The sequence below is a fragment of the Arthrobacter sp. KNU40 genome (assembly GCF_051515115.1).
Taxonomy (GTDB): Bacteria; Actinomycetota; Actinomycetes; order Actinomycetales; family Micrococcaceae; genus Arthrobacter.
The window spans coordinates 3,133,867-3,158,026 of the sequence record NZ_CP195850.1; the positions used below are offsets into that span (position 1 = coordinate 3,133,867).

Here is a 24,160-nt window from a genome sequence, read left to right on the forward strand (position 1 = left end):
CCGCGAGATTGCGGCAGGTTGGAGTTTCCTCGGAGAGGGCACAGATTCACTCAGACTGTCGGACCTGTGTGGCAGGCTACTGGCTATGACAGATCTCACCCGAAATCCCGGCCTCTACTTCATGTCCTGGAACGAATGGGTTGCCATGGGCGAACAGCGGTCCGCCGTCGGATTCCTGGCCGAGTGGCTCGCGACCAGCCCTCGGTCAGACAAATCGATCCTGGTGAGTTCCAAGAGCACCGAACTTGATCAACAGACCGTCCCAGGACTTTTGGCATGCTGCCCAGATGCCGACACGGGCATTCTCCGATCGACCGTGTCGAAGGTTGCCGCAGGACATTCCGTTGTTGCGCTTTACCCCGAGGAACAGGTCGCTGAGGAAATTATCGATCGGGTTGACCCGAAGACTGCTGATCTGTGCGTAACGCTGTGGCCCGGCTTCGATCATCTGGAGATGTGGCTTCAGGCGCACGGAGCGATTCAGCTGCCGTCCGGTATGCCTGCCGACCTCAGGTTCATCGACCGGCTGGACCCTGTCGTGCGAGTTGCGATCGGGCGATCCATTGAGGTCATGAACGAACAGGGAGGCCTCAGACACGGGCGTGGTAAGGATGAAATTGTTCAAACGCTTCGCCTGCTCCATAAGAGTGGGTATGAGTACAGCACACACGACCTTCAGCTGTACGCCTACCGAATCGGCTACCGCCAACGTGACGTGGAACAGCTGGGCAAATACGCCCAGGGCATCCGGGAAAATCGCCGAATTGTCACCAAGACCGATCGACTTCGGCCGGACATCTTGGAACTCTGGAAGGAGAGGGCGAAGGACCTGTAGTGTCCCCGGCTCTTCCTGGCTGCAGGATACCGTCCTGGGAATGCGCATCCACCGAAACTGATTCGTCCCTCGGTTCGTTCGGGACGTTGCTATTCTCCATGGACCGACTCGGATTGGAGCATTCCGTTGCCACAGCGCCCTAAGCCACTCAGCGTTCTGCAGTCCAAAGTCTTGAGATGGATCAATGACGGCTGTCTAGGCGGCGTCTTCGAAGGTTTCTCACATCGGATAGCCGCCAGAGCTTTGGCAGACGATCGATTCATTACCATTACAGGCAAGGGCCCGAGCTGGACTGCCAAGATCACCCAGAGGGGTGTAGAACTGCTCGAGGGTATCGATGACTCCGATACCAACAACCACACCCACGAATCTGAAGCGGACAAATTCATCCAGAAGCTCACTGCGGCTGGTGGCGTCCTTGAGGTCGAGGGGGGATATTCGCACGCCAGCGCCAACGATGCCCTCATCCGTGGCGTCATGAAGTCTGCTCTGCGCCCGAAGGGCTACAAGCTCGAGATAACGAGCGTCGGGTCGTGGCAGAGCCCAAGATACGAGGCGCATTGGGCGCGTCATTTCCCTGATGATGTCGACGAGCGTCCGGTCCCGATTCGAGACGCGGTGGGCAAATATCACCCGGTCGCCAAAAGTTTCCGAGAAGCCATACGGGGTGTGTCGAAAGAGCACGTCGCCCGTGCATCCAAGCTGCTGCACGCACTCGCCACTGAAAGTGCATCCCGCGGCTATGGGGTCGCTCTGCCGTCGAGCCACAAACGCGCCAATTCACGCGGAACCACAACCCTCGAGGGCGACATCGCCATCACCATCGGCACAACCACCGTCCCGTTGGAGATGCGAGAGCTACCGCCGAACGGCGGCGCCGCAAGGCCATACATTTCCAAATACAACCCTCGAGACCGGTCCTGGACGCTCGGCATCAACACCGATTTCGAACCAACGGGACGACTCCAACTGGAGCTGACACAAAAATACTCAACCAACGGACGCCAGGAACGGTTTCGCGACGGCAAGCGACAACAACTCGACAGCGCCCTGCCAGCCATACTCCGCGAGATCGAAATTCAGCACCTTGAAAACGAGTGGAAGCGCGAGCAAGCACGCCTCAAGGAGGAGGAAACACAGCGACGATGGGAAGCAGCCATGAAGCACGCCCGCATACGAATCCAAGATCACCACAAGGCCCAGCAGCTCACGGTGCAGGCAAATGCTTGGGCAGAAGCCGACGTGCTGCGCGCGTACGTGGACGCGCTCGAAGCAAGGGTGGCCGCAGAACAGGACGCAGAGCTAACCAATCGCGGGCAGGCCTGGCTGGCATGGGCCCGCGACCATATCGACGCCAAGGATCCCCTACTCCGCCCCATCGAGATACCCGTCCTGACAGATTATCGCGACGAAGATCTTGTCCCGTTTCTCGATGGCTGGAGCCCGTACGGACCCCATGGAATGAGGTAGAAGGCGACAGTGACTGCACGGACTTCGTTCTCCACCCACCGCCACAAAGGCGGAGAGGAGCATCGAGCCACGCCCTGAACGCTCTGGCTGCTTGGGGTCCGCGACAGGCAGACATTCACCGGCTGGAGCTCTACGTCGAGCCCTGGAATGAGGGATCGTGGCGGACAGCCGAACGCAACGGATTCGTCCGTGAGGAGCTCCTTCGCAGCTGGCAGGAAGCCAGAGGCCAACGTAAAGACATGTACATGTACTCCCGGCTCCGAGAATCCTAAGACGTCCCACTCGAGCTGACACGACACCAGTGCCCGGCCTAAGACTCTGCCAGTCGATTACATCTTCAGCTCGCTGACCCTGATCCAGTACCGCCACGCCGCGCCCTGCTCAATGTCTCCACCGGCCTCACGGATGCCGCCTTGGCGCTCGATCGTCGCCGCTGACGCGAGGTTGCCGGCTTCGCAGACAACGAGCACCCGGTCCAGGCCGAGTAGCCGTGCCTCGTCGACCATCCGGCCCAGCGCCCAGGAAGCCAGCCCTCGCCGGCGCGCGGACGGCCTAACTCCGTAGCCAATGTGCCCTGCCCGCTGTACAAATTCATCGAACTCGTGCCGAAGCGCGATCCCGCCGAGCACCCGGTCGCTTTCGATGATCCATCGGTATGTACACCGTCCCGAATTATCTGCAAGTCGCGCCAACCAGGCCGCGAACCCCACTAACGAGTCCACCTCGTCAGTCGGCAACAGCCCGAAACCATCCTCGTGGACGCCGGGCCCTCACTCCGCTTGCGCCTCGAGCCAAGCAGTGCGGAGACGTTCGGTAGGTTCGATCAACTTGGGCATACCGTAACCATACCGATCTAAACCGGGAGCTCCTCCGGGTGATTTCATGCCTGCTTGGGATTCACCTACTGCGTCTCATTCGCCTTCTGAGTAGCTACGACCGTGTCGATTTGCACCTTGGCGTCAAGCGGCAGAGCTGCTACCTGGATCGTTGTGCGGGCGGGGAAAGGTTCAGTCAAGTGCTTGGCGTAGACGGCGTTGATGACGTCAAAATCCTTGTAATCCGTCAAATAGACCGTGGTCCGCAAGAGATCCGAAAGTCCAAGTCCTAACTCGTCAAGCAGCGTCTCCCAGGTTGGTCATCATGGCCTCACACTGTTCTGCGACATCGTCCGAAACCAGCAAGCCATCGTCTCTGCGTTGGCCGATAATGCCGGCCGTGAAGCCAGTACCGGCGTGCTCGGCAAAATGATAAAAGGGTGCGGCGGATTGATACAGTGCGGGACTGAAATGATGGGTTGGCATCAGTGTCGTCTCTTCCTTCGATCGTTGGCTGGGCAACGAAGACCCCTGGACGCCCCTATGAATCGCTTGTTAGTTGTTCGTGGATGATCTTCCAGACCCCATGTGTCCGGGTGAAGACGTTGGTACCGCGTCCTTCTCCGGACTGTGGCTGGCCGTCGACGATTCCCTGCCAGGAGAATCGGTAGCGGCAAACGGCGGCATCCTCTTGCACCAGCACCCACGTTAATTCGGCGACGACGTATCGCTCGTCCTGGATTGTGCGGAAGGTTGCCTCGATGGCTGTCCGAACCTGTTCGCGGCCCTCGTGAGATCCGTCTGAAAACCAGTAGGAGGCGTCCTTATCTACGTACGGCAGAACCCGCTCGATGTCGTGCGTATTGTTGGCCGCCTCATACCCGCGCATCACATCCGTGAGCTCCTTGACGAGACTTTCCCGATTTCGAGTTTCCATCCCCATACTCTTGCACAACCTCAATCGGGCACGGAGCCTCGGATCACGGAACACCCAGAAGTTCTGAACCTTTCCGGGTTCCGTGACGACCAAAGGTAAGAGTATCCGGGGGCCACTCAAAATGCGCACTGGATCGGCCGATCTCGACAATCAATGAAAAGACCTGGTTCAGTGATTGGCCCGTCCCGTGGAGGGCTGACTTAATGCCAGCGAATGGAGTCTGGCCAAAATATACGGGACGCTTCGGTTCTCTCCGTCCCACAGTCGCGCCCATGGTTTTGGGGCATTTCAATCCAGAGTTTGAGCGCATGTCGATTCTGTTGCTCGACTACGCGAGTGAGACCTTTCGGTGCCTTCGGCTACGGCTGCGACCTTTCTGGGACTCCCTCGTTGGTTCCTGAAACCAACGAGTCCTGAAATATTCGCGTAAGTATTGTTACTGAGAGACATCGAGATTGTCCCCACTCGGCCTGTTTTGGAGCGGCCCCAACGCTTTGGGAAGATGGCGCGTTTATTGCGGGAGTCGGGAGAGCAGCCCTGCAACGGTCGAGACAATTGTCACCGCGTCATTCCGGGTCCATGTGAAATGAACGGTCACCGAGTCATCGTGAACCGCCGCGCTGGTGAGGCTGTGAACGGCATCCACAAGGGCTGACGGGGGCGTAGGTGTGGTCCTGCGGGGTGAGGGTCTTGCCGACGGCGTTGTAGTTCACCTGGGGTGCGTACGGAGCGAGCTGACCGCTCTGCGCCAGCGTTGCGTATGCCATGTCCCCCTCGACCCAGAGCGCGGTCCACTGAGGGTTGGCCTTTTCCGCAGAGACTTTCGTCAGGAGCGGTCCGCCGCTGTCAGCGACAAGCTTGACCGGGATGCCGGTCTTGTTCGTGAAGGCGGCGATGGCCTGCTTGGCAAATCCCATGGACGAATAGAGCGTGAATCCGCTGCTGGCTGCCGTGGAGCCCGTGGCGGATCCGGTGCGGGAGTCGCCGGCGGCTGCACCGCAGGCCGACATGGTGGTGACGAGTAGGAGAGAGCCGAGGGCGAGGGCAAGGGGGCGACGTGAGTGATGCACAGCGAACTCCTGATGTGATGAAGCTATCTCGAGTGTCATTCTTTAGAGTGACAGTTGTTAGATTCTCAGGCGAACGCAAAGCTCAGTCAAGGTGCAGGTGGACGGTGCGTGAACAGCGGGCGTCCTTCGCTGTGCGCGCCCGGTGCCCGGATTTTCCCGGACCGCGAAGAAGCGGTCCCGGAAATACCCGGGACCGCTTCTTCCTGCCCGTTGACAGAACGAACTACATATTAGTTTTTCGGGTGCCGTTTGATGTCGATGGCGAGGGCGATGACGAAGGCTGCCCCCAGGGCAACTGCCAGGATCGGCGGGAGCAGCTGGGAGTGCTCGAAACCGTTCATGACGAATCCGGCGCCGACGGCGAGCACGGACACCACCGCGGCGGCGATCTTCCAGTCGTCTCCGATGATGAAGTCGTACCAGAACTGGGCGAATCCCTTGAGGAATTTCATTGCTTAGACCTCCCCTCGGGCGTCGATGAGGGCTGTTGAGGGCTTCGGGGCAGCGACCGGGACCCTGAGGACCCGGACCAGCAGGACTGAGAGCAGCAGCCAGCCGGCCAGGATGGGCAGCAGGACGAAGTCCGAGCCGATCCACTCAAGGCTGGTCCGGTCCGGGGTGAGGCTTCCCAGGCCCTCGATGGCCCAGAAGGTGCCGAAGGTCGCGAGCAGGAGGCCCACACCGAACTTGAGGGTGTTCTCCGGGACCTTGGTCAGCGGCGCGTGGACGACAACCGCGGCGAGCAGGACCACGACGACGGCGGCAACCGCGCCCAGGATCGCGACCGGCATGTTGTGGGCGTTGAGGCCGAAGGTGATGACGATGAAGACCACTTCGACACCTTCGAGGAACACTCCCTTGAAGCTGATGACGAATGAGAACCAGTCGAGCCCGAACCGGGTCTCGTTCCCGGCCGCGGCGGCGGCCTTGGCCTGCTTCTCGTAAATCAGCGCTTCATCGTGCAGGGCCTTGCGCCCGGAGGAGCGCAGAATTGCCTTGCGCAGCCACTGCAGCCCGAAGACCAGCAGCAGGACGCCGATCACGAGCTGCAGGCTCGAGCGCGGCAGCCAGGTCGCCAGAGCATACCCCGTAACTGCAGTGAATCCGGTCAGCGCCACAAGCGCCGCCCCAATGCCGACCAGCGTCGACTTCCAGCTCCGGGTCATGCCCATCGCGAGCACAATCGTCAATGCCTCGACCATCTCTACGATGGCGGCCACAAACACGGAAATGGCCAAGCCCCAATCGGTACTTGAACCCATGACTACCACCCTCCTACTTCCTTGATTAGATGTTTCGTTTACATAGTAACGGCTGTTATATCTATGATGCAACACAATGACCAAAGAGCGGTCGATGGTGTTATGCCTTTGGACGCTGGGAACTTCTCATCTTGGATGCAACCACTCACGAGCGGATGATAGCCGACCGTCATGTATTCAAAACATCGCCGGTCACCTCTCACCCGAGCGGCAGACGGTACGATGGGCCTTGGCAACAAGAGGAGACCTGATGAACGTCGAAACGAACACGCCCGCCGCCCAGGACCATGAGACGGAAGCACCACGGCCGGCGCGGACCGGGAGCCAGGACCCGATCACCTGGCTCATCCTGATCTACCGGGTACCCAGCGAACCCACGCGCCTGCGCGCGGCGGTCTGGCGCCGGCTGCGGAACCTGGGCGCCGTCTATATGCAGAATTCCGCGGCCGCCGCGCCCCGCACACCCCAAAACGAACGGGCCATGCGCGCCCTGCGCAACGAAATCGTCGAATCGATGGCAGGCAAGGCATTCCTGGTCAACGCAGCGTCTCTCATCGGCGAGAACGACCTCGTAAACATGTTCAACGAAGCCCGCAACGACGAATACGAGGAGATTCTCGACAAGTGCCGCGACTTCCACGCCGGAGTGGAAAAGGAGGTCAGGGAAGAGCACTTCACCTACGGCGAACTAGAGGAAAACGAGGAGGACCTTGGGAAACTCCGCGGGTGGTTCGAGAAGGTCAAAGCCCGCGACGTCCTCGGTGCGCCCATGGCCGAAAAGGTGGCCGATGAACTCTCCCGGTGCGCAGTGACACTCGAAGAGTTCGCCTCCCAAGTCTACGAAGCCGACAACGCCTCACTCTGACGACGGGTCCGCGACGACCAACGGACCGAAAACGCCCTACCGGACGGCTTCGACGGCCCGGCCACACCTCCCTGATTCGAAACGCCCCCGGCTGCCCTGCCCGGCCCGGGCCCCGCGATTCAAACGCCGTCATTGTTGACGTCCCCGCCGCCGGACACGACACTTACCCCATGACACGGGACGACGAAGCAAAGGCCCTCGTGGCCGTCATCAACCACCTCGCCGAGCGATTCCCCGATTTGCCACGCCCGGCCATCGAAACAGTCGTGGCGGAGGAGCTCGGGAACTTGAACGGCGGCCCCATCCGGGACTACGTCCCGCTACTGGTTGAACACGCAGCCAGGAACCGCCTCACCAAAGAGGCCCGGGAAATCCAGGCGTCTGTCGGTCTCTCTACCGCGCTGGCCGGGAAGCAGCCACGCGTCGACATCCGGTAGTTCCCAAAGGACGGGGCTCACTCAGGGACGGGTGTCGTCTTCCAGTGAGGAGGCGCGGCATTGCCGCGTATCCCGTCCCCGAGGTGAGGTCAGCTGGTGATGTTTCGTTCCTTTGGTCGTGAGACAGTCGGCCTGCCGGTTCTCGACCAATAGATGCCCTAGGCTGAGGTGTCATCGGAAGGGGGAGACGGTGCTCGATACGGTAAGTCTGAAGTTGGCTCTTGGGGTGGTCACGCTGACCTTGTGTTGTTTGTTCCTGGGATCGTTCCGCCGGACCCGGTCCCCGTACAGCGGCTGGTGGTCCGTTGCCCTTGCGCTTTGGCTTGCCGGGAACGCTTCGTTCGTCCTGACAGGAACCTCTCAGCAGGTCTGGGCGAATCCACTCGGAAACGCCTTGCTGGTCGCCGGGGCATTCGGCGTATGGGCCGGCACCCGTTCCCTGAGGCTGCTCCCGACACCGCGATGGCCGCTTCTCGCAGGCCCCGGGGTCACCGCCGTCGCCTCGGTGCTGGAGAACCCGGCCGTCAACGCATGGTCGGGCGGCCTGGTCTACCTGGTCATGATGGGGACAGGCATGGCACTCGCAGCACGGGAACTGTCCCTGTTGAAACCAGGCGGTTCGCAGGCCCACCGGCCGTTGCAGTTCGCGGCCGCAGTCCTGGTTGCGTACTTCGTGTGTCGAGGGATCGTCTACGTTCTGGAAGGTCCTGAAGGCGAGGTGTTCCGTACCTACCTAGGGCCTGCCGTTACCTGCGTGTTCCTCATCATGCTTCTGATCACGGTCTCTTTCGGCATGACGGAACTCAGTAACGACCAGCTCGTCAACACACTCAGGGCACGCGCCACCCGGGATGGACTGACCGGGCTTCTGAACCGCGGCGCGTTCATGGAACTGGCAGACCAGGAATGCCGCAGGCTGCACGCCGCAGGATCGGGTTCCACCGTGATCCTGGCTGACCTAGACCATTTCAAGGCTGTCAACGACACTCACGGCCATGCGGCGGGGGACGCCGCGATCCAAGCGTTTGCCGCAGCCTGCCTGGCGTCAGTGCGTCGCACCGACCTTGTCGGGCGCTACGGGGGTGAAGAATTCGTTTTCCTGCTCGGTGGCGCTGACCAAGACCGGGCCAGGGCCATTACCTCGGAAATCAGCCGCAATCTGGCTTCCTCGAATCCGCCGGAGGGCATGGCCTTTCCCACGGTGAGCTATGGCATCTCTTCGAGTACGAACGCGGGCGCCGGCCTCACCCAAATGATCGCCGCCGCCGACACTGCCCTCTACAAGGCCAAGGCCCTGGGGAGAAACCGGGCGGTCAGCGCGACGCAACAACCCTAGCGGACCATCTGGACTGTCCATGACCTGCGTGGTCCGGCTCAGTTCCGAGGTGTGAATCAATGAGGCCAAGCGGGCGACGGCCCGTCGTGTGTGATTCTCGTTCTCGGTGTTTGGTAGAGTGGTCCGGTCCCGCCGGTACCCCCCATTCCGGCGGGACGCTTTTCTGAAGAACGCCCAGTCGCCAAATCGGCATCCGGCAAGTGAACCTACGCATACTCAAAGACCACCGGGCCCGCGCCAACGAAGACGAAAGATGTTCCTGCGGCGACAGCGAGTGAAGCGAGTATCAGGAAATTAGCGACAACATAGGCCTGTGGAACGCAGAGCGCCACGGCAAAAACAGACGCAACGCCACCTAAGACAATGGCATTCTTAGGACCATCGGCGTCGGTTGTGCGTCTGCGAGGGCCGAAGAAGGAACTGCAGCTTGGCCAGCACTCGCCAATCCGTTCAATAATCATCGGAACCCATGTCCATCTGGCTATGGAGAAGCTTGTTGCCCAGAAAAGCAACTTCCAGGCAGGCAATCCACGGGACTGATAGTGGATGTAACGCCAGTAATCAAAGCCACTTGCCTAGCCGCGACCACGACAAAAGCAATGGCTATCGCACCAATCAACTGATACAGAACGAAGAAGAAGCTGTCGAATCCGTTTTCAAACAGCCCTCGACCCTGGTTGAGACTGCCTTCAAGCTGACTAAGTGGTGCCCCTCCGGTACAGGGATGAATCAACTAGATTCCACGCAGCGCGCCGACGGCCGTCAGCAAGTAGCTGAAAAGGACGGATCGCACGAGACCCTTCCGTTGGCCACGTCGCGTTAATATTCAGGGCATCGGTCCAGCGGGGACTACCGGGGCGCTGCCCGGAGCCGAGCCGGACTCCGAGGCTCCGCCGCCATCCCATAATGGCTTGCAGCCACGAATGTAGGCTGCGGCAGCTGAGATAAGGGGGTGTTCCGATCCGTCTCGCCGGGAGATCATCGATACCGACTGGGAGATTTTGCTCTCAAACGGGACTACCCGGACGTCCGTTGGAAGGTCTCGTCTCGTCATGCGGCCCACGACACCAATTCCGAGCCCGGCAGAAACGAGTGCGACAGTGGCTTGCCAATCGTTCGCGCTGCTCCGGACGTCGGGAATGAAGCCGCTGGCGAGGGCATGCGATCGCAAAATGGACCCGCGGCAAGTGGACTCGTCCCCCATGATCCATCGCTCACTTGCCAGCATGCTTAATTTGACCTGGTCCACCTTGGCTGCCCAGTGATCGTCGCGAACGACGAGATCAAGAGTATTTTCGAAGAGGATCTCCTGTGAGTAGTTCGCATGCTCGAGCGGCGGGATTTGGTTGTGAATCACGGCAATCACGAGATCGATGACCCCAGCGTCCAACCCTGTCAGCATGTCGTGACCCGCGCCTTCCCGCACCTCGATGATCACTCCGGGGTATGTCTGGCGAAAATGGGAGATCAGGGGAGGAACGAGAACGGGAATCGCGGAGCTGAAGGCTCCGATTACTATCGAGCCGCGGTGTCCCCGTTTTGCGGAGTCCAGGTCAGCGTGCAAGCGTTCCAGCTCGGCCAGAATGGAGGCTCTGTGGTCCAATACCACCTCGGCGTAGTTCGTGAGCCTGATCTTGCGCCCTGCTGGTTCGATAAGTTGGACCCCAAGGTCAGATGCCAGAGCTGAGATCTGTTGCGAAACCGCCGAGGGCGTTAGATGAAGTGCCGCAGCGGTTGCGGTAATTGTTCCTCTCCTGCTGAGTTCAGCAAGTACATCAAGGCGCCGAAGATCGATCTTTAAGGTGTCACTAACTTGTACCATGCCGAAATTCTAACTCGCTCGATTTAGTAAGCTGCATGATGACTTCATTTTTCATTCTTAAGGTGTCGCCGACCTATATCGTCCGGAAATTCTAACTTGTAGCCTGCTCTATTGCGAGTAATGTTTATTCAAACCCCAGTTGAGTTTGTGGTCGACTGCTGGTTTGGTTTTGGGGGATTCTGCTTTGTTCTTTCCACCTGAGCTCGGGTGCCGCCAGGCATTCGGGGTCTACTGTCGATGCAGCTGGTTCGTTGCCGCTGCAGGCAGTAGATGCAGGTCTCTCAGAGCCGTTGTTTGATGGCAACCGTTCATTGAAGAAGGAAAAAATGGGACAGAATGATACGACGGCAATTGAGGTGACTGGCGCTACTTTTTTGGTGCCCTCGGCGGTCGCCCGCTTGGGATCGGAAATCCTTGGCACTTTCATTCTTGTATTTGGCGGCGTGGGCACTGCGTTATTCGCGGCAAACTTTCCGGACAAGTCCAACGCACTCGGTGTCGGTTTCCTCGGGGTCGCCCTAGCCTTCGGTTTGGCCGTTGTCGCTGGGGCCTATGCTGTGGGAAACATCTCCGGAGGTCATTTCAACCCGGCCGTTACGGTGGGCGTAGCTGTGGCTGGGCGGCTGCCGTGGAAAGATGTCCCGGGGTACGTTGTGGCGCAGGTCTTCGGCGGTGCTTTGGCAACCAGCCTTCTGGCCGTCATCGCGGCAGGCGGTCCCGCTGGTTTCTTCAGCACGGCACGGGCCGGGGGCTTCGCGTCCAACGGTTTCGGAGAGCACTCCCCCGCAGGTTTCGGTCTTGGATCGGCGCTCCTGGTCGAGTTCATTCTCACCGCCGTGTTTCTGATCGTCATCCTGGGAGTGACCGCTAAAGGTGCTACGGCCGGTTTCGGGGGCTTGGCCATCGGCCTGACGCTAACGCTGATCCATCTCATCAGCATCCCGGTCACCAACACATCCGTAAACCCGGCCCGCTCCATCGCTACGGCAATCTACGGCGACAGCTGGGCATTCGGACAACTGTGGGTCTTCATCTTGGCCCCTATCGCCGGCGCAGTCGTCGGCGCCCTCACTTACAAATTCATCTTCTCAAGCCGTACCCCCTGACCGCAGGAGAAGCACCTCGCAGCCAAAGGCACTCAACCCATGCCTGAAGACCTCTCGTTCCTGGAAAGCGAAACGATTGTCTGGGCCGTCACCGTGGTGCTCGGGCTATTGATCTTGTTTCTGACAATGTTCATCGGTGGATCCGTCCTTGCCCTGACAGCCCTGATGGTGACGGCAACCCGAACGCTCCTCCCCGGGCCACGCACATCACACGCATCCCGCGCTGTCGTGCCTGAGAGAGTCCTGTGGGGTCCCCCTGCAGTGGCGGCCACGGCCTTCTCAGCCAGGAACAACGCAGAAACCGAGCCAAGCGGAGAGCACGAACCCAGTTCGCTACTTCCGTCGCAACCCCGGCCAGCCTAGACCCCCAGAGACGGCGGGCCGGACGAAGCGCGGCAGTTGACACGCCCGGAGGCCGAGGGCTGCCGCGCACCAGCTGTACCCCCTGCGGACTGAGCCCGCAGGGGGTACAGCCCTTACATACATCACCGCAACGGCCCTGGCATGGGCCAGGAATTCCAGGGAGAGAATTGACGAATCGTTTCACGGGAAAGACAGCCCTCATTACCGGCGGGGGTTCGGGCATCGGACGCGCGGTCGCGCGAGCTTTCGCTGCAGAAGGCGCCACGGCTGTCGTCCTCGGCCGCACCCAGGACACACTCGACGAAACCGTGGCCCTCATCCGCCGCGACGGAGGGACAGCGGGTTCGGTCAGGGCCGACGTGAGCCGCGAGGCGGAGATAAAGGACGCTATCGACACCATCGCACTGCGGTATCGGCGATTGGACATTGCCTTCAATAACGCGGGCGTTCTTGTCCCGGGGAAAATAGCAGATTTGGACGAAAGAGCGTGGTCCTCGGCTCTCGCCGTCAACCTCACCGGGACCTGGCTCTCCATGAAGCATGAGATCACTTATATGCGCAGGAACGGAGGGGGCGTTATCGTCAACACCTCGTCGAACATCGGCGCCCATCTGACCCGGACTGGCATGGGATCCTACATGGCGACGAAAGCCGGCGTAAGCGCCATTACCCGGGCGGCAGCCCTGGAATATATAGGAGAGGGCATTCGCATTAACTCGATCAGCCCCGGGTCGAGCGATACCGGTATGTCGAAACGCCCGGGAGAGACTGCCGAGGACAGCGCGGAACGCATACGATCTACTGTGCCGATCGGCCGGATGGGTAGTCTCGACGAGATCGCTTCGGCAGTGTTGTGGCTTGCATCTCCCGAATCCGGCTTCACTGTCGGGCACGACCTCGTGGTCGACGGCGGTGCAAGCGCATGACCACGAGGACCGTGCTTTTCGTGGGACGCCTTCTCTTCGGCCTTTTGACCCTGGCGGCGGTGGGAACTCAGTTGGCTGTCCATGTCGGCATGGGCTACGACGTCTGGAACTTCTTCAGCTACTTCACCAACCTCTCCAATATCTTCGCCGCCGTCGTCCTCCTTGCCAGCGGCTACGGGATTCGGGCAGGCACGTGGCCCAGCGAACTCGAGGAGACGATACGCGGCATGGCCACCGTAGCCATGGCCGTGGTGGGACTGGTCTTCGGCGCACTGCTTTCAGGGGAGGATCTGGGCTCACTGCTTCCCTGGGTCAACGTAGTGCTCCACTACCTGATCCCCGTGGTCATGGTTGCTGACTGGCTGTTCCAGCCCCCGCGGGCCACCATCGTGGTGAAGCATATCTGGTACTGGCTGCTCTACCCCGTCGCTTACCTCCTCTACAGCCTCATCCGCGGCGCCTTCGTGGACTGGTACGCGTACTGGTTCATCGACCCGGCACGTGCCGGCGGCTGGGGAGGCGTGCTGGCATTTGCCCTGGGAATATCCCTGGGCTTCCTCGTGGTCAGCGTGGCATTGCTGAGGCTGGGGAACAAGCTCAAGCGCCGAGCTGACGACGAGGACGAAGCGTTGTGGAGCGAGGTGGCTGGCGGAAGTGGCAGTCCCTGAGGTTGAGATGGACTTGGAAGTCCGTGCTTATAGCGGGCATTTCCGGCAGGCAGAGTCCTGGTCCGGTGCAGAGGCGTTATGGGCCCCCGGCTCCGTCGTGGCCGGCACTGGCAAGGCCAGCATCAAGCCGTTGGGAGTCCGCATCGCGAACCATATCGTTCCCACCGGAGCCGCTGCTACCGCTCTCTTGCTAGTCGGCGGATTGATCCTCGGCCGCGCCCGACGGTTCACAGGCCAACGCAAACAACACCATGCCTGATATCGGTAGGGAGAGGAATAGGCTTCGTCGGCCCGAGACGCCCGGGAACCCAGCAGCCGACACTCCAGCTCGCGGACGTCACATCGAGCAAACCGTGAGAGATAGCCGCGTCCCCTCAACCGGGGAACCAGACAACGACACCGAATTGCTCTCCGCGGCACGCGCCGGAAGCATGGACGCATACGCGGCCCTCTACGCTCAGTACTTTGCCACCGTGGTAGTCGTGGCCCGCATGAATGTTGACAACGCGGGCGACGCCGAAGACATCGTAGCCGAAGCCTTTCAATCCGTGCTGCAGAGCGTCAGGTCGGGACGCGGCCCAAAGAAATTCTTCCGCGCGTACTTGCTCTCCACGGTAGCCAAGCTCTCCCACCACAGAAACCGGGCAGCCGCCCGCTCACAACTGACAGCCGGCCAGTCGATCCTGGGCGGCCCGGCTGCCCCCGCGGATCCGGTCATCCGGGCTTTTGAAGCAGAAACTGTTGCCCTCGACTTTCAGTCGCTGCCCGAGCGGTGGAAAGAATTACTCTGGTATTTGGATGTGCAGCAGATGCAACCCAAGGCTGTGGCACCGATCCTTGGCCTTTCCCCCAACGCCGTTTCAGCCCTGGGCTTCCGCGCCAGGAAAGCCCTTCGCCTCCAGTATCTTCAACTCCACATCAGCTCCGCCGCAGTGGACGGAGGTGATGCATTCACCCCCAAACTGGCATCGCTCGCCCGGGGCAGTTTGCCGCCAATGTCCGCGCGAAAGATCCGACACCATCTGTCCCGCTGCACAGGCTGCAGAGCCATATTCGCTGAACTCCGGAATATCGCGAAAGCAGCATTTCGCCTCCCGACAGAGGGGGAACCTGGTGCCCCGGTCTCTGAATCTCTGAAGGTCTCCAGCCAAGTCCCCTGGGTCAATGAACAACGACCGCGATACGCTGATCTCAGCTGGCCTGACGACTTTCCGACCAACGCTCGCCCTCGGACAACGCTGAGTTGAAGCGCTCCAGTCAGCAGGCACTTAGCACGGGCCGGCATTTCAACAAGTCCACTCACCGAGCCACAAGTCGACGAGGCCGCGTGCCTCTATACATCTGGGCAATCGCCAGCGCTCGTAGGTGAACGGCTCGGGGCAGCCCCGAGAATGATTCAGCCTCGCCTGAGGGAACGAGGAATTGCACTGAGAGACATCCGCGGTCGGCCGAAGTGAACACTGACGCACGGCCACCACCGCGACTGAGCCATTCATTCCAACAGGGGGTACGGCGCTGGCAGCGGTACTCCAGCCCTGAGTACGATGCAATCTGAAATCCAGTCAATCGGAAACGATGCCCGAGAGAGTGTGCCCATGTCTTTCAGCGGCGCGTACTACGCGAGCTGACGCGTCGGATAGCCTAGAGTTCGAGGCGACCGCGGAACGATCCTGGACTCCTTGCGTGTCTGTGGCCTCGGCCGTCAGCCGCATGCATTTCAAGACGGAGAACTGATCGGCTCTCAGCTTGACGCTCTCATTTCGGCTGGGAACACATCGCCGCAACACTTAGACAACCATAACCAGGCACTCCGGCTAGAACAAGCGGCAGCACTTTTGTGTGTTATTGCCGATGAGCATCCTCAGCGTATGGGAGCGCTTTCCGAAATGGAGGTCTCACCAGCGGTTCAGGTGGTCGCCGTTACTGGCGGCATGGATCCCAGGGGATCGGTGATCCACCGAAACACCAAGGGGCTGCTACTACGCCAGTATCTCCACATGGGCACCGACCTCGTACGGGCCCCGATTCCCAAATCGAATATTTACCGGGGTCCACAATCACGTCCCACGCAGGTGGAAGAACGAGCATTGACCAGCGCGTTAAGCCGAAGGAATCCACCCAGGGACGGCCATTTGAGGATCCGCAAGCTCAAAGGACAATACGAACCTCAAGTTCTAACACCATTTCCACCATGCGGCGCGGTGAGACGCCGTCCATTTTCAACCACATCAAATGACCGTCCAAGGCCACCGCGTCGACAATTCCGGAATCCGTGCCACCTCCGGGAAACCGGATCTCGGCTTTCCTCCCCGCAAGCGTAGTCCAGTCACTGTCATCGACAGGCTCATGGGCTCCCAGCGAAAATTCGCTCCTAATCTGCGCCATCGTCGCTATTCCGCGTCCCTGAAGGTCAGTCAAAAGGGATTCGGCCGCACTGAGTTGACCTTCCCGGAGCGCGTATTCTGTCTCTAGAGCAGCCTCCGCCAGTTGCGTTGCTCCGATCATCTGGCTGGATGACCGAAGGCTTAACACCGCATCCATGGCTCCCGTAATATCCCCAGCCCGAATGGCCTCGGACAACCGTTTGTAACGGTTAGGCCACATATCGTGGTTCAGGCGCACATAGTTTAAATAGGCTTCCGGGTCTTCCAGCTCGTGTTCAAGGGCCTCTAAAGTGTCACGCGATAGCAGGGGAATATTCACATCACCCTTTGTCTGACCGCAGATTTCCATCTGACCGTCCGCCAAAATTCTGGAGTGCAACACGGCACTTGCCTTTCCTCTTTGGTCATGTGTTCATAGGGGATTGTTTCTTCTTCTTGCTTGCCCCCGAACGCCTCAATCCGCCGCGGCGGCTTCAACGTACGCTTCGCATTCCCGGGGGTTTCCTTCGTCCCGATAGGAAACGGGACCTTCCCGCGAGAAATTTCATTTTCCCCAAATCCGTTTGCCTCATCACCCTCCCACCAGACGGTGGACCAAGCGCAAGCTCCCTTGTTAGACCTGGCCGATCAGTCCCAGTTCGGCCTTCGAGGCCAGGGAGGGGTGCTTCGGGAAGACCCGGACGGTGTAGCCGAACGATCCGGAGCGGTTGATCAGGATCGAACCGGTAAACAGGTGACGCCCGTTGCCGAGGTCCTCCGTTTCAGTCAGCTCGACCAGAGCGACCTCCTCCAGTTCGTCTCCGTCCTGGGCCCGGCCATAAGCCACTTCAACCGACACGTCCTCGGGCGTGAGTTCGTGGAGGGCGATATAGGCGTTGACCTGGAGGGTGTCCCCGATCTGCGGCTCCTCGGAGACGCCCACGGAATCGACGTGTTCCACCGTCAGCTGCGGCCAGGCGGTGCAGACCTTGGTGGTCCAGGCCGCGAGTTCCTTCGCTTCCTTGAACGAGGCCGTTCCCGCCTGCCTGCCGGCGAGAGCCGCCGGGCGGTAGAGGGTGTTGACGTAGTCCTGGAGCATCCGGTCGGCCGAGACCGCCGGGCCGAGGTGGGCCAGGGTGTGCTTGATCATGGACACCCAGTGCGTCGGCACGGCTTCGGGGCCGGACTGGGAGGGCCCGGCCGCGCCGGCTTCCGCGGAGACCGTGGAGCCGTAGAAGCGCGGGGCAACCTGGGTCTCCAGGAGCTCGTAGAGCGCGGCGGCTTCAATGTCATCGCGTTCGCCCGGGGACGCGTCGTTGTTCGCGGTCGGGATCGCCCAGCCGTTCTCGCCGTCGTACATCTCATCCCACCAGCCATCGAGCACCGAGAGGTTCAGGGAGCCGTTGATGGCCGCCTTCATCCCGGAGGTCCCGCAGGCCTCCAGCGGCCGGAGCGGGTTGTTCAGCCACACGTCGCAGCCCGGGAACAGGGTGCGGGCCATGGCGATGTCGTAGTTGGGCAGGAACACGATCCGGTGCCGCACGGCGGGGTCGTCGGTGAACTTCACCAGGTCCTGGATCATCTTCTTGCCGGCGTCGTCCGCGGGGTGGGACTTGCCGGCGATGACCAGCTGGATGGGGTGCTGGGGGTGCAGCAGCAGCGCCTTGAGCCGGGCCGGGTCCCGGAGCATCAGGGTCAGGCGCTTGTAGGTGGGCACGCGCCGGGCGAAGCCGATCGTGAGCACGTCCGGGTCCAGCACGGCATCCGTCCAGCCCAGCTCCGCATCGGCCGCCCCACGCTTCTTCCACGAAGATCGCAGGCGTTTGCGCACGTCATCAACCAAAGCAGAACGCAACTCGCCTCGCAGGGCCCAAAGTTCGGCATCGCTTACGTCGTAGATCTTGTCCCAACCGGTGGCATCCACGTCGGTGCTGCCAAAGTGCTTTGCGGCGAGCCGGCTCATCTTCGGATCGATCCAGGTGGGGACGTGGACGCCGTTGGTGACGGAGGTGATGGGGATTTCGGAGTGGTCGAAGCCTGGCCAGAGCCCGGAGAACATCTCGCGGGAGACCACCCCGTGCAGTTTCGCCACGCCGTTGGCCCGCTGCGCCAGGCGCAGGCCCATGACGGCCATGTTGAAGACCGCGGGGTTGCCGCCGTCGTAGTTTTCCCGGCCCAGGTCCAGGACCTTCTCCACCGGCACGTCCGGGGCCAGCCCGGCGTCGAAGAAGTGCCTGATCTGCACGGCCTCGAACCGGTCGATGCCGGCCGGCACGGGAGTGTGGGTGGTGAACACCGTGGACGCGCGCCCGGCGGCGAGAGCCTCGGACCAGCTCAGCGGCGCCTCGGAGGACATGAGCTCCTGGATGCGTTCGATGCCCAGGAACCCGGCGTGGCCTTCGTTGGTGTGGAACACTTCCGGGGCCGGGGTGCCCGTGAGGCGCTGGAAGACGCGCAGCGCCTTCACCCCGCCCATGCCCAGCAGAAGCTCCTGCTGCAGGCGGTGGTCACCGCCGCCGCCGTAGAGGCGGTCCGTGATCCCGCGCGCGGCGTCGTCGTTGGCCGGAACGTTCGAATCGAGCAGCAGCAACGGCACGCGCCCGACGTCGGCACGCCAGATGTGCGCCCGCAGCGTCCGGTCACCCGGCAGCGGAAGCGTGACCAGGGCCGGTGAACCGTCTTCCTCACGCAGCAGCGTCAGCGGCAGGCCGTCCGGGTCCAGGACCGGGTAGGTCTCCTGCTGCCAGGCGTCCCGGGAGAGGGACTGCTTGAAGTAGCCCGCCTGGTACAGCAGCCCGACGCCGATCAGCGGCACGCCCAGGTCCGAAGCGGCCTTCAGGTGGTCACCGGCCAGGATCCCCAGGCCGCCGGAATACTGCGGAAGCACCTCGGTGATCCCGAACTCGGGCGAGAAATACGCGATGCACGCCGGGGCATCCGGACCCAGGCCCTGGTACCAGCGCGGCTCGCTCAGGTACCGGTCCAAATCCGCCGCCGCCTGCTGCACGCGCTCGACGACGGCGCCATCCGCTGCGAGCTCATGCAGTTCCTCGCGGCTGACCAGGCCCAGGAAAGTCATGGGGTCATGCTTGCTTTCTTCCCAAGCCTCGGGATTCAGCGTTGAAAACAGTTCACGCGTCGGCAAATGCCACGACCAACGCAAGTTCTTCGCCAACCGCACCAACGGCGCGATTGCTTCCGGCAGAACCGTCCGGACCGTAAACCGTCGAATCGCCTTCACTTACACGTTCCTTACTGGGCTGTCGATGTTGTGTCGTCTTGGCTGAGCGGAGTACTCCGCGAATCCTGTTGTGGTTCCGAGATAGCCAGTTGATTTGTCGTGGCCTCCCCGGCGGAACTGTGGGTTCCACCCGTGTCTTTGCCGAGTTCATACGTCCGTCTGTAGCATTCCCGCAAGCTCGGTGGGTACCGCTGCGAGTAGGGCGCCGCCGACCGCCTGGCTCGACGGCGACGAACGACAGCCAACTCCCTGTAGTCAGGGAGGCGTCGGCACGCCCGGTTCCGACAACAGTTTTAAGGGGCGCGAAGGATCGTCTTTGCGTAACGGGATCCCGGCCCGATGAACATGGCATCGGGCACCGGTAACCTACTTGCGACAAACAAGATCAAACCCGCTCTTAAGGCAGGGAACTACCGACTTGCTAGATCGCTCAATGCGCCCCCGGCAGGACGTGACCTCCCACCCCGTGAGCGGTCACACTCCGAAGGCACCCGTCGCTTGGCTACTTAGACTTCCACTTCAACGACCGCCGCTTCTGCGGCAGTTCGTTTTACTGACTCGATGCCTTTGAGCACACCATCTTTGGAGGTGTAGCCCTGCCCTGTCGCAATTATCTCCCCATTTCCGGCCTTAAGACGAAACCGGTACTGATCGGATTTGTCCATATAGACTTCAAATTTCCCTGCCATGATATTCCTTTCCAGTAGCGGAATCGGCGCACTCCCCGACTCCACTGTCGCCGAAAGCTTGAGAGGAGCTTGGATCAAAGCTAACGCATGAAAATGCCAAAATAAAGCGAGGTCATCGGCATTCATTCCTAGTGTCGCTAACTTGAACCATACCCGGAATCCTAACCCAATACATATAATATGTAACGTGATCATCTGGCAGGCGTGTGACCTTTAAGGATCAGCCGATCAATACCATTCTTAAATTCTAACTTGTAGATTTCGAAACTACGAGCGATTATTGTTGCAGCTTGCATTCGAATTTTTGCATGCGCAGCCAGATACAAGGTTGCCTTGAGGCAGATTTCAATCGCAAGTTCGGTCTTTGGGGGATCCCGTTTCGTTACTTTCCTTGGTTCCGGTGCCGGCAGGCAGTTCCGAACTACTGTCGATGTCGCCGCTCCACGTGCTGCGGCAGTATTCGCAGATCTCTCATAACCGTTGTTTAGCAACAATCGTTCGTTGAGAAGAAAAAATGGGACGGCAGAACACGACGGAAATCGCGGCACCCACCGGAGCGCTGGCACCGCCCACCATGGCTGCCGGCCTAGGACCGGAATTCCTCGGAGCTTTCGTTCTCGTATTCGGAGGCACCGGCACCGCGAACTTCCCCGACAAGAGCGACCCGCTCGGCGTCGGATTCCTCGGCGTTGCCCTCGGGTTCGAACTCACCATAGTCGCCGGAGCCTACTTCTTCGGACACATATCCGGAGGGCAATTCAACCCAGCCGTCGCCGCCGTGGCCGAGCGTCTGCCGTGGAAAGACATGCCAGGCTACATCGGGGATCCAGATCATAAGCAGCGCAATGGCAACAAGCTTGCTTGCCATCATCGCCGCGGGCGCACCAAAGGGATCCTTCAGCACCGCAATCTACAGCCAAAGCCGGGCCTTCGAACAACTCTGGGTCTTCATCCTCGCACCAATCGCCGCCGCAATATTTGCCGCAATTCTCCTCGAAGGCCTCTCTTTCAACCCTATGAACCAACAGCCATGGCTACGCCAGAAGCCCGACCCAAGCGAAAACCTCGTGCCTGGCGCTTTGTCGTTTCTAGAAGTCGGAAAAGTCGTTTGAGCCGTCACCCTGGTGATCGGCGCGGCCAAGATAGCCACCGCGCTGCAGATCGGATGCACGGTCCTCGACCTTGCGGCAATGCTGGTCGAGGCCACGGAGAATTGCGTCCACCCACAGGGTTGCGGCAGTTGTTCACGTTCTGAACTGCAATGTGCGCGGTTCCACAAGCAAGAAGGGAAATTGAGTTGTTCGAGCAGGAGATCAAGCGCATTCTGGCCTACGCGGCGCAGGGGGTCAGCGTGAGAGTCACCGGCGCGCCTGGCAGCGGACGCACGACGGTAGCGACAAAAGTGGTCTCTGATCTGAAGGATCAAGGCGTTAAGGTTCACAGCATCTTCGCGACGCCTTTGCTGCTGCAATCCGCTTTTGCAGGTGTCCTCTCTTTGGGCATCGACATGCGTTCCAGGCCCTCAGGGATCCTGAGCGTAGCTGACCTGGTGTCGGAAAAGCTGGTTGGACCGGGCTCTCGATTACTCGTTATCGACGGTGTTGACAACCTGGATCGCGAATCGCTGACCGTCGTCGACATCGTCCAACGACGCACTCAACTGCCTCTCATTACAACGATGAGCGATGCTTCTTCGCAGTCGAAGGCGTCCGCGATGGCCCTACATCCTTGGCCCGAAGCAAACATCGAGCTCGCTCCGCTCCGATTCGGGCAGGTAAACACCCTCTTAACGCAGATTCTCGGTGCGCCTGCCGATGTTAATGTCGTTGCGCGCGTCCTGACCAAATCCGATGGCAACCTTCGCCTTGTTACGCGAATCGTTCACACCGCCGTGCTTAGCAAGCGGCTAGTTCTGAGCCACGGTCGCTGGCGCATGACTGCGAACACCCTGCTGAACGAGCATTTGCACGGCACAGTCGAAGCCCTCCTGCACGGTCTCGACCGAGACGAAGCTCGGGCTTTGGACACCATTTCGCTGCTGGGCACCCACCCGTTGGACGAAACAAGATGGAGCATCAAGACTAGCGTTCTCGATGGTTTGGAGCGACGCGGCCTTGTCTCGGTTTTCACAGGCTCGAACGGACTACTACATGCCGCGGTGTCTCCCCCGTTAGTCTCCGACTACCTCCGAGATCAGGCCCTCCGCTCGCGGAAGATCCTGAGCAGCACAATTGAGGTGAACTTGGACGAAGAACCGCTGCGGCAGAATCCGATCACGAAGTCTGATGTCCCCTTTTTTGATGCAATCTCTGCGATGAAGAAACAGGATTTCCATAATGCAGCCGCAGTACGCCACTTTCATGAACGGCTACGCACACTGGAACAAAGCCACTACAAAACCTGGGACTCGGACAGAAGCGTCTCAAATGCGGCGACGTTTCTTCGCGTGTCCTGGGGCGCCAACATCGACCCTCCCCGCATTGAGCGAGTCTTCAAACACACGTCCACCTCCCCCAGCGATCCAGCCGACCTTTTCTTTTTCACCATGACACGAGCGCTTTGGACCGTCGCGAGCCAAAACGATCTCACGTTGGCAAAAGCGATGATGTTGCAACTGGCAGAAAGTGAACCCGGGTGGGCCGCTGAAGCCAAAGCCTTCGCAATCTTCTTGGAGGCAACTTACAACAAGATGCCCGAGGACTTGGACGGAACTTTTGCCCAATTGACCTCCAGAAATCCAACTAGCGGGGTCATCGCGGTTGTCAGAGGGCTGTTAGAGCTCTACAGATATGACCCTGATCAAGCCCTTGACCTCATAGACTCAGCTGAAGGTTTCGAAGTTCTACCCCAGTTCGAACCCTTCATTCGGGGTTTAGCGCTATACGCCACCGGCAAAGTGGACGAGGCCCTGGTTCACGCACTGGCACGTCGCGAGGAAGCTGTGCAAGCAGTTGACCAGTTCGGCCTTGTGGCTAACACCTACGTGGCGGCGCTTGCCCTAGTCTATCGAGGGTTCTTTGAAGAAGCCGAGTATTTGATGGGCTGGACGTTCTCAGTCCGGCAGCCTGGTTTCTTGGTTAAGTCGCTGCACAACGCCATGCTGAGGCTTTCATCGCTTAGGAACGGCGCGAAAGATCCATCGCTGGCTATGCAGGTCGGCAGTGGCTCGCCCAATGTCGGGCCCCTTCCCGCCATGGGTAAGGGCGTCTACGAACTCGCGACTTTTGGTCCCAAGACAGCCGAAGCCTTCGACAAATCTGCTACCAGACTCATCGACGAGACGCTGGATCACGGCTATGTCTTGGAAGCGGTATACACGGCGCTCTTTTCATTGTGCCTTCTTCCAGGGCCACGCGTCCGGGAACGTCTTGGAGTGTTGCTTGAGCAGCGTGGAGTCAAGCATCACGATCAACTTCTCGCCATTGCAGACGCCCTATTAGAGGGAGACTTGCAGGAACTGGACGTCCGCGTCGAAGGCTATACGCCGGACGGAGACCTCTACCAAGTCGCCATGATTCTCAGAGGAGCAGCGGTCCGCAGCCAACTTAAGGGCGACGCCATTGCGTCCGCAGCGATCGAGGGCGCGGCGAAAAGGTTTGAGGCCAGATACGAGCAGCTAACTCAGTACATGGACTTCGATCCCGAAACATCCGTTGCAGCTTTGACCGTGCGAGAGACAGAGATTGCCCTGTTAGCTGGCCATCGAAGCAACCAAGAAATCGCCGCCGAGCATGGGCTCAGTGTCAGGACAGTGGAAACCCATATCTCCAACGCCCTCCGCAAGACCCAAACCGCTACGCGCAACGCGCTCTTTGAACTCGTTCGCTTCGTGGCGGACGGCCCACAGAGCGCTCCTGAAGAGACGTAGTGTTTGGCGGTCAACGAAACTGACCAAAGCGCCTTCCAGCACGTAGGGCTGGCGCCCGTCGGCACGGAGAAAACCTTGCGGTCCACT

General features: G+C 60.3%; 25 protein-coding genes and 1 pseudogene. 15 read left to right on the top strand and 11 right to left on the bottom strand.

The window, feature by feature from the left end:
* Positions 1-121 precede the first annotated feature (121 nt).
* The 3 genes from ACSKT0_RS14420 (at position 122) to ACSKT0_RS14430 (ending at position 2,577) form a co-directional block, all read left to right on the top strand.
* Positions 122-835 carry a hypothetical protein gene (locus ACSKT0_RS14420; RefSeq protein WP_437770415.1) on the top strand — a complete coding sequence of 238 codons (714 nt, stop codon included), beginning with the start codon at positions 122-124 and terminating at the stop codon, positions 833-835.
* A gap of 171 nt (positions 836-1,006) precedes the next feature.
* The gene (locus ACSKT0_RS14425) at positions 1,007-2,305 is read left to right on the top strand and encodes a hypothetical protein (protein WP_437770416.1); all 1,299 of its coding nucleotides are present in this window, start codon (positions 1,007-1,009) and stop codon (positions 2,303-2,305) included.
* Positions 2,306-2,379: 74 nt separating this feature from the next.
* Complete coding sequence (locus ACSKT0_RS14430; protein ID WP_437774035.1) at positions 2,380-2,577, top strand: GNAT family N-acetyltransferase; 198 nt, start codon at positions 2,380-2,382, stop codon at positions 2,575-2,577.
* Between the two features lie 57 nt (positions 2,578-2,634).
* On the opposite strand, the gene ACSKT0_RS14435 is transcribed toward ACSKT0_RS14430, so the two are convergent.
* The 7 genes from ACSKT0_RS14435 to ACSKT0_RS14465 all read right to left on the bottom strand — a co-directional run bounded on the left by ACSKT0_RS14435 (position 2,635) and on the right by ACSKT0_RS14465 (position 6,389).
* Positions 2,635-3,027 carry a GNAT family N-acetyltransferase gene (locus ACSKT0_RS14435; RefSeq protein ID WP_437774036.1) on the bottom strand — a complete coding sequence of 131 codons (393 nt, stop codon included), beginning with the start codon at positions 3,025-3,027 and terminating at the stop codon, positions 2,635-2,637.
* Positions 3,028-3,206: 179 nt separating this feature from the next.
* Positions 3,207-3,371 carry a Rid family hydrolase gene (locus tag ACSKT0_RS14440; RefSeq protein WP_437770417.1) on the bottom strand — a complete coding sequence of 55 codons (165 nt, stop codon included), beginning with the start codon at positions 3,369-3,371 and terminating at the stop codon, positions 3,207-3,209.
* 46 nt (positions 3,372-3,417) lie between these two features.
* Positions 3,418-3,606, bottom strand: coding sequence for a hypothetical protein (locus tag ACSKT0_RS14445; protein ID WP_437770418.1), 189 nt, complete (start codon positions 3,604-3,606; stop codon positions 3,418-3,420).
* Between the two features lie 55 nt (positions 3,607-3,661).
* Complete coding sequence (locus tag ACSKT0_RS14450; protein ID WP_437770419.1) at positions 3,662-4,057, bottom strand: YybH family protein; 396 nt, start codon at positions 4,055-4,057, stop codon at positions 3,662-3,664.
* 602 nt (positions 4,058-4,659) lie between these two features.
* Entirely contained in the window at positions 4,660-5,127 is a 468-nt protein-coding gene (locus ACSKT0_RS14455) for a hypothetical protein (protein WP_437770420.1), read from the bottom strand.
* 230 nt (positions 5,128-5,357) lie between these two features.
* Positions 5,358-5,579: a hypothetical protein gene (locus tag ACSKT0_RS14460; protein WP_437770421.1), complete on the bottom strand. Its 222-nt coding sequence runs from the start codon at positions 5,577-5,579 to the stop codon at positions 5,358-5,360.
* 3 nt (positions 5,580-5,582) lie between these two features.
* On the bottom strand, positions 5,583-6,389 hold the full coding sequence (locus ACSKT0_RS14465; RefSeq protein ID WP_437770422.1) for a COG4280 domain-containing protein: 807 nt from the start codon (positions 6,387-6,389) through the stop codon (positions 5,583-5,585).
* 250 nt (positions 6,390-6,639) lie between these two features.
* Between ACSKT0_RS14465 and ACSKT0_RS14470 the strand changes: the two genes are divergently transcribed.
* The 3 genes from ACSKT0_RS14470 to ACSKT0_RS14480 all read left to right on the top strand — a co-directional run bounded on the left by ACSKT0_RS14470 (position 6,640) and on the right by ACSKT0_RS14480 (position 9,027).
* Entirely contained in the window at positions 6,640-7,254 is a 615-nt protein-coding gene (locus ACSKT0_RS14470) for a Chromate resistance protein ChrB (protein ID WP_437770423.1), read from the top strand.
* A 170-nt stretch (positions 7,255-7,424) separates the two neighbouring features.
* The gene (locus tag ACSKT0_RS14475) at positions 7,425-7,691 is read left to right on the top strand and encodes a three-helix bundle dimerization domain-containing protein (protein ID WP_437770424.1); all 267 of its coding nucleotides are present in this window, start codon (positions 7,425-7,427) and stop codon (positions 7,689-7,691) included.
* A 190-nt stretch (positions 7,692-7,881) separates the two neighbouring features.
* A complete protein-coding gene (locus tag ACSKT0_RS14480) occupies positions 7,882-9,027 on the top strand; it encodes a GGDEF domain-containing protein (RefSeq protein ID WP_437770425.1) in 1,146 nt (381 codons plus the stop codon).
* An 826-nt stretch (positions 9,028-9,853) separates the two neighbouring features.
* Here ACSKT0_RS14480 and ACSKT0_RS14485 read toward each other — a convergent pair.
* Positions 9,854-10,849, bottom strand: coding sequence for a LysR family transcriptional regulator (locus tag ACSKT0_RS14485; protein WP_437770426.1), 996 nt, complete (start codon positions 10,847-10,849; stop codon positions 9,854-9,856).
* Positions 10,850-11,175: 326 nt separating this feature from the next.
* On the opposite strand from ACSKT0_RS14485, the gene aqpZ reads away from it, so the two are divergent.
* From aqpZ to ACSKT0_RS14515, 6 genes are all read left to right on the top strand, one after another.
* Positions 11,176-11,955 (top strand): aquaporin Z, encoded by a 780-nt coding sequence (gene aqpZ / locus ACSKT0_RS14490; protein WP_437770427.1) that lies wholly within the window; start codon positions 11,176-11,178, stop codon positions 11,953-11,955.
* Between the two features lie 39 nt (positions 11,956-11,994).
* Entirely contained in the window at positions 11,995-12,318 is a 324-nt protein-coding gene (locus ACSKT0_RS14495; RefSeq protein ID WP_437770428.1) for a hypothetical protein, read from the top strand.
* Between the two features lie 167 nt (positions 12,319-12,485).
* Positions 12,486-13,244, top strand: coding sequence for an SDR family NAD(P)-dependent oxidoreductase (locus ACSKT0_RS14500; protein ID WP_437770429.1), 759 nt, complete (start codon positions 12,486-12,488; stop codon positions 13,242-13,244).
* On the top strand, positions 13,241-13,912 hold the full coding sequence (locus tag ACSKT0_RS14505) for a Pr6Pr family membrane protein (protein ID WP_437770430.1): 672 nt from the start codon (positions 13,241-13,243) through the stop codon (positions 13,910-13,912). Before ACSKT0_RS14500 ends, ACSKT0_RS14505 begins: the two co-directional genes overlap by 4 nt.
* Positions 13,899-14,171 carry a hypothetical protein gene (locus tag ACSKT0_RS14510; protein WP_437770431.1) on the top strand — a complete coding sequence of 91 codons (273 nt, stop codon included), beginning with the start codon at positions 13,899-13,901 and terminating at the stop codon, positions 14,169-14,171. The genes ACSKT0_RS14505 and ACSKT0_RS14510 overlap by 14 nt, the downstream gene beginning before the upstream one ends.
* Positions 14,172-14,265: 94 nt before the next feature.
* Complete coding sequence (locus ACSKT0_RS14515) at positions 14,266-15,159, top strand: RNA polymerase sigma factor (RefSeq protein ID WP_437770432.1); 894 nt, start codon at positions 14,266-14,268, stop codon at positions 15,157-15,159.
* A 901-nt stretch (positions 15,160-16,060) separates the two neighbouring features.
* Here ACSKT0_RS14515 and ACSKT0_RS14520 read toward each other — a convergent pair.
* The 3 genes from ACSKT0_RS14520 to ACSKT0_RS14530 form a co-directional block, all read right to left on the bottom strand.
* On the bottom strand, positions 16,061-16,678 hold the full coding sequence (locus tag ACSKT0_RS14520) for an Hpt domain-containing protein (protein ID WP_437770433.1): 618 nt from the start codon (positions 16,676-16,678) through the stop codon (positions 16,061-16,063).
* A gap of 231 nt (positions 16,679-16,909) precedes the next feature.
* Positions 16,910-19,516: an alpha-glucan family phosphorylase gene (glgP, locus tag ACSKT0_RS14525; RefSeq protein WP_437770434.1), complete on the bottom strand. Its 2,607-nt coding sequence runs from the start codon at positions 19,514-19,516 to the stop codon at positions 16,910-16,912.
* 506 nt (positions 19,517-20,022) lie between these two features.
* The gene (locus ACSKT0_RS14530; RefSeq protein WP_437770435.1) at positions 20,023-20,331 is read right to left on the bottom strand and encodes a YegP family protein; all 309 of its coding nucleotides are present in this window, start codon (positions 20,329-20,331) and stop codon (positions 20,023-20,025) included.
* A gap of 448 nt (positions 20,332-20,779) precedes the next feature.
* Here ACSKT0_RS14530 and ACSKT0_RS14535 point away from each other — a divergent pair.
* The 3 genes and pseudogenes from ACSKT0_RS14535 to ACSKT0_RS14545 form a co-directional block, all read left to right on the top strand.
* Positions 20,780-20,920: pseudogene (locus ACSKT0_RS14535) on the top strand (aquaporin Z); the annotation flags it as partial.
* A 130-nt stretch (positions 20,921-21,050) separates the two neighbouring features.
* Entirely contained in the window at positions 21,051-21,317 is a 267-nt protein-coding gene (locus ACSKT0_RS14540; RefSeq protein WP_437774111.1) for a hypothetical protein, read from the top strand.
* A gap of 185 nt (positions 21,318-21,502) precedes the next feature.
* The gene (locus ACSKT0_RS14545) at positions 21,503-24,073 is read left to right on the top strand and encodes a LuxR C-terminal-related transcriptional regulator (RefSeq protein ID WP_437770436.1); all 2,571 of its coding nucleotides are present in this window, start codon (positions 21,503-21,505) and stop codon (positions 24,071-24,073) included.
* The last annotated feature ends 87 nt before the right edge of the window (positions 24,074-24,160 follow it).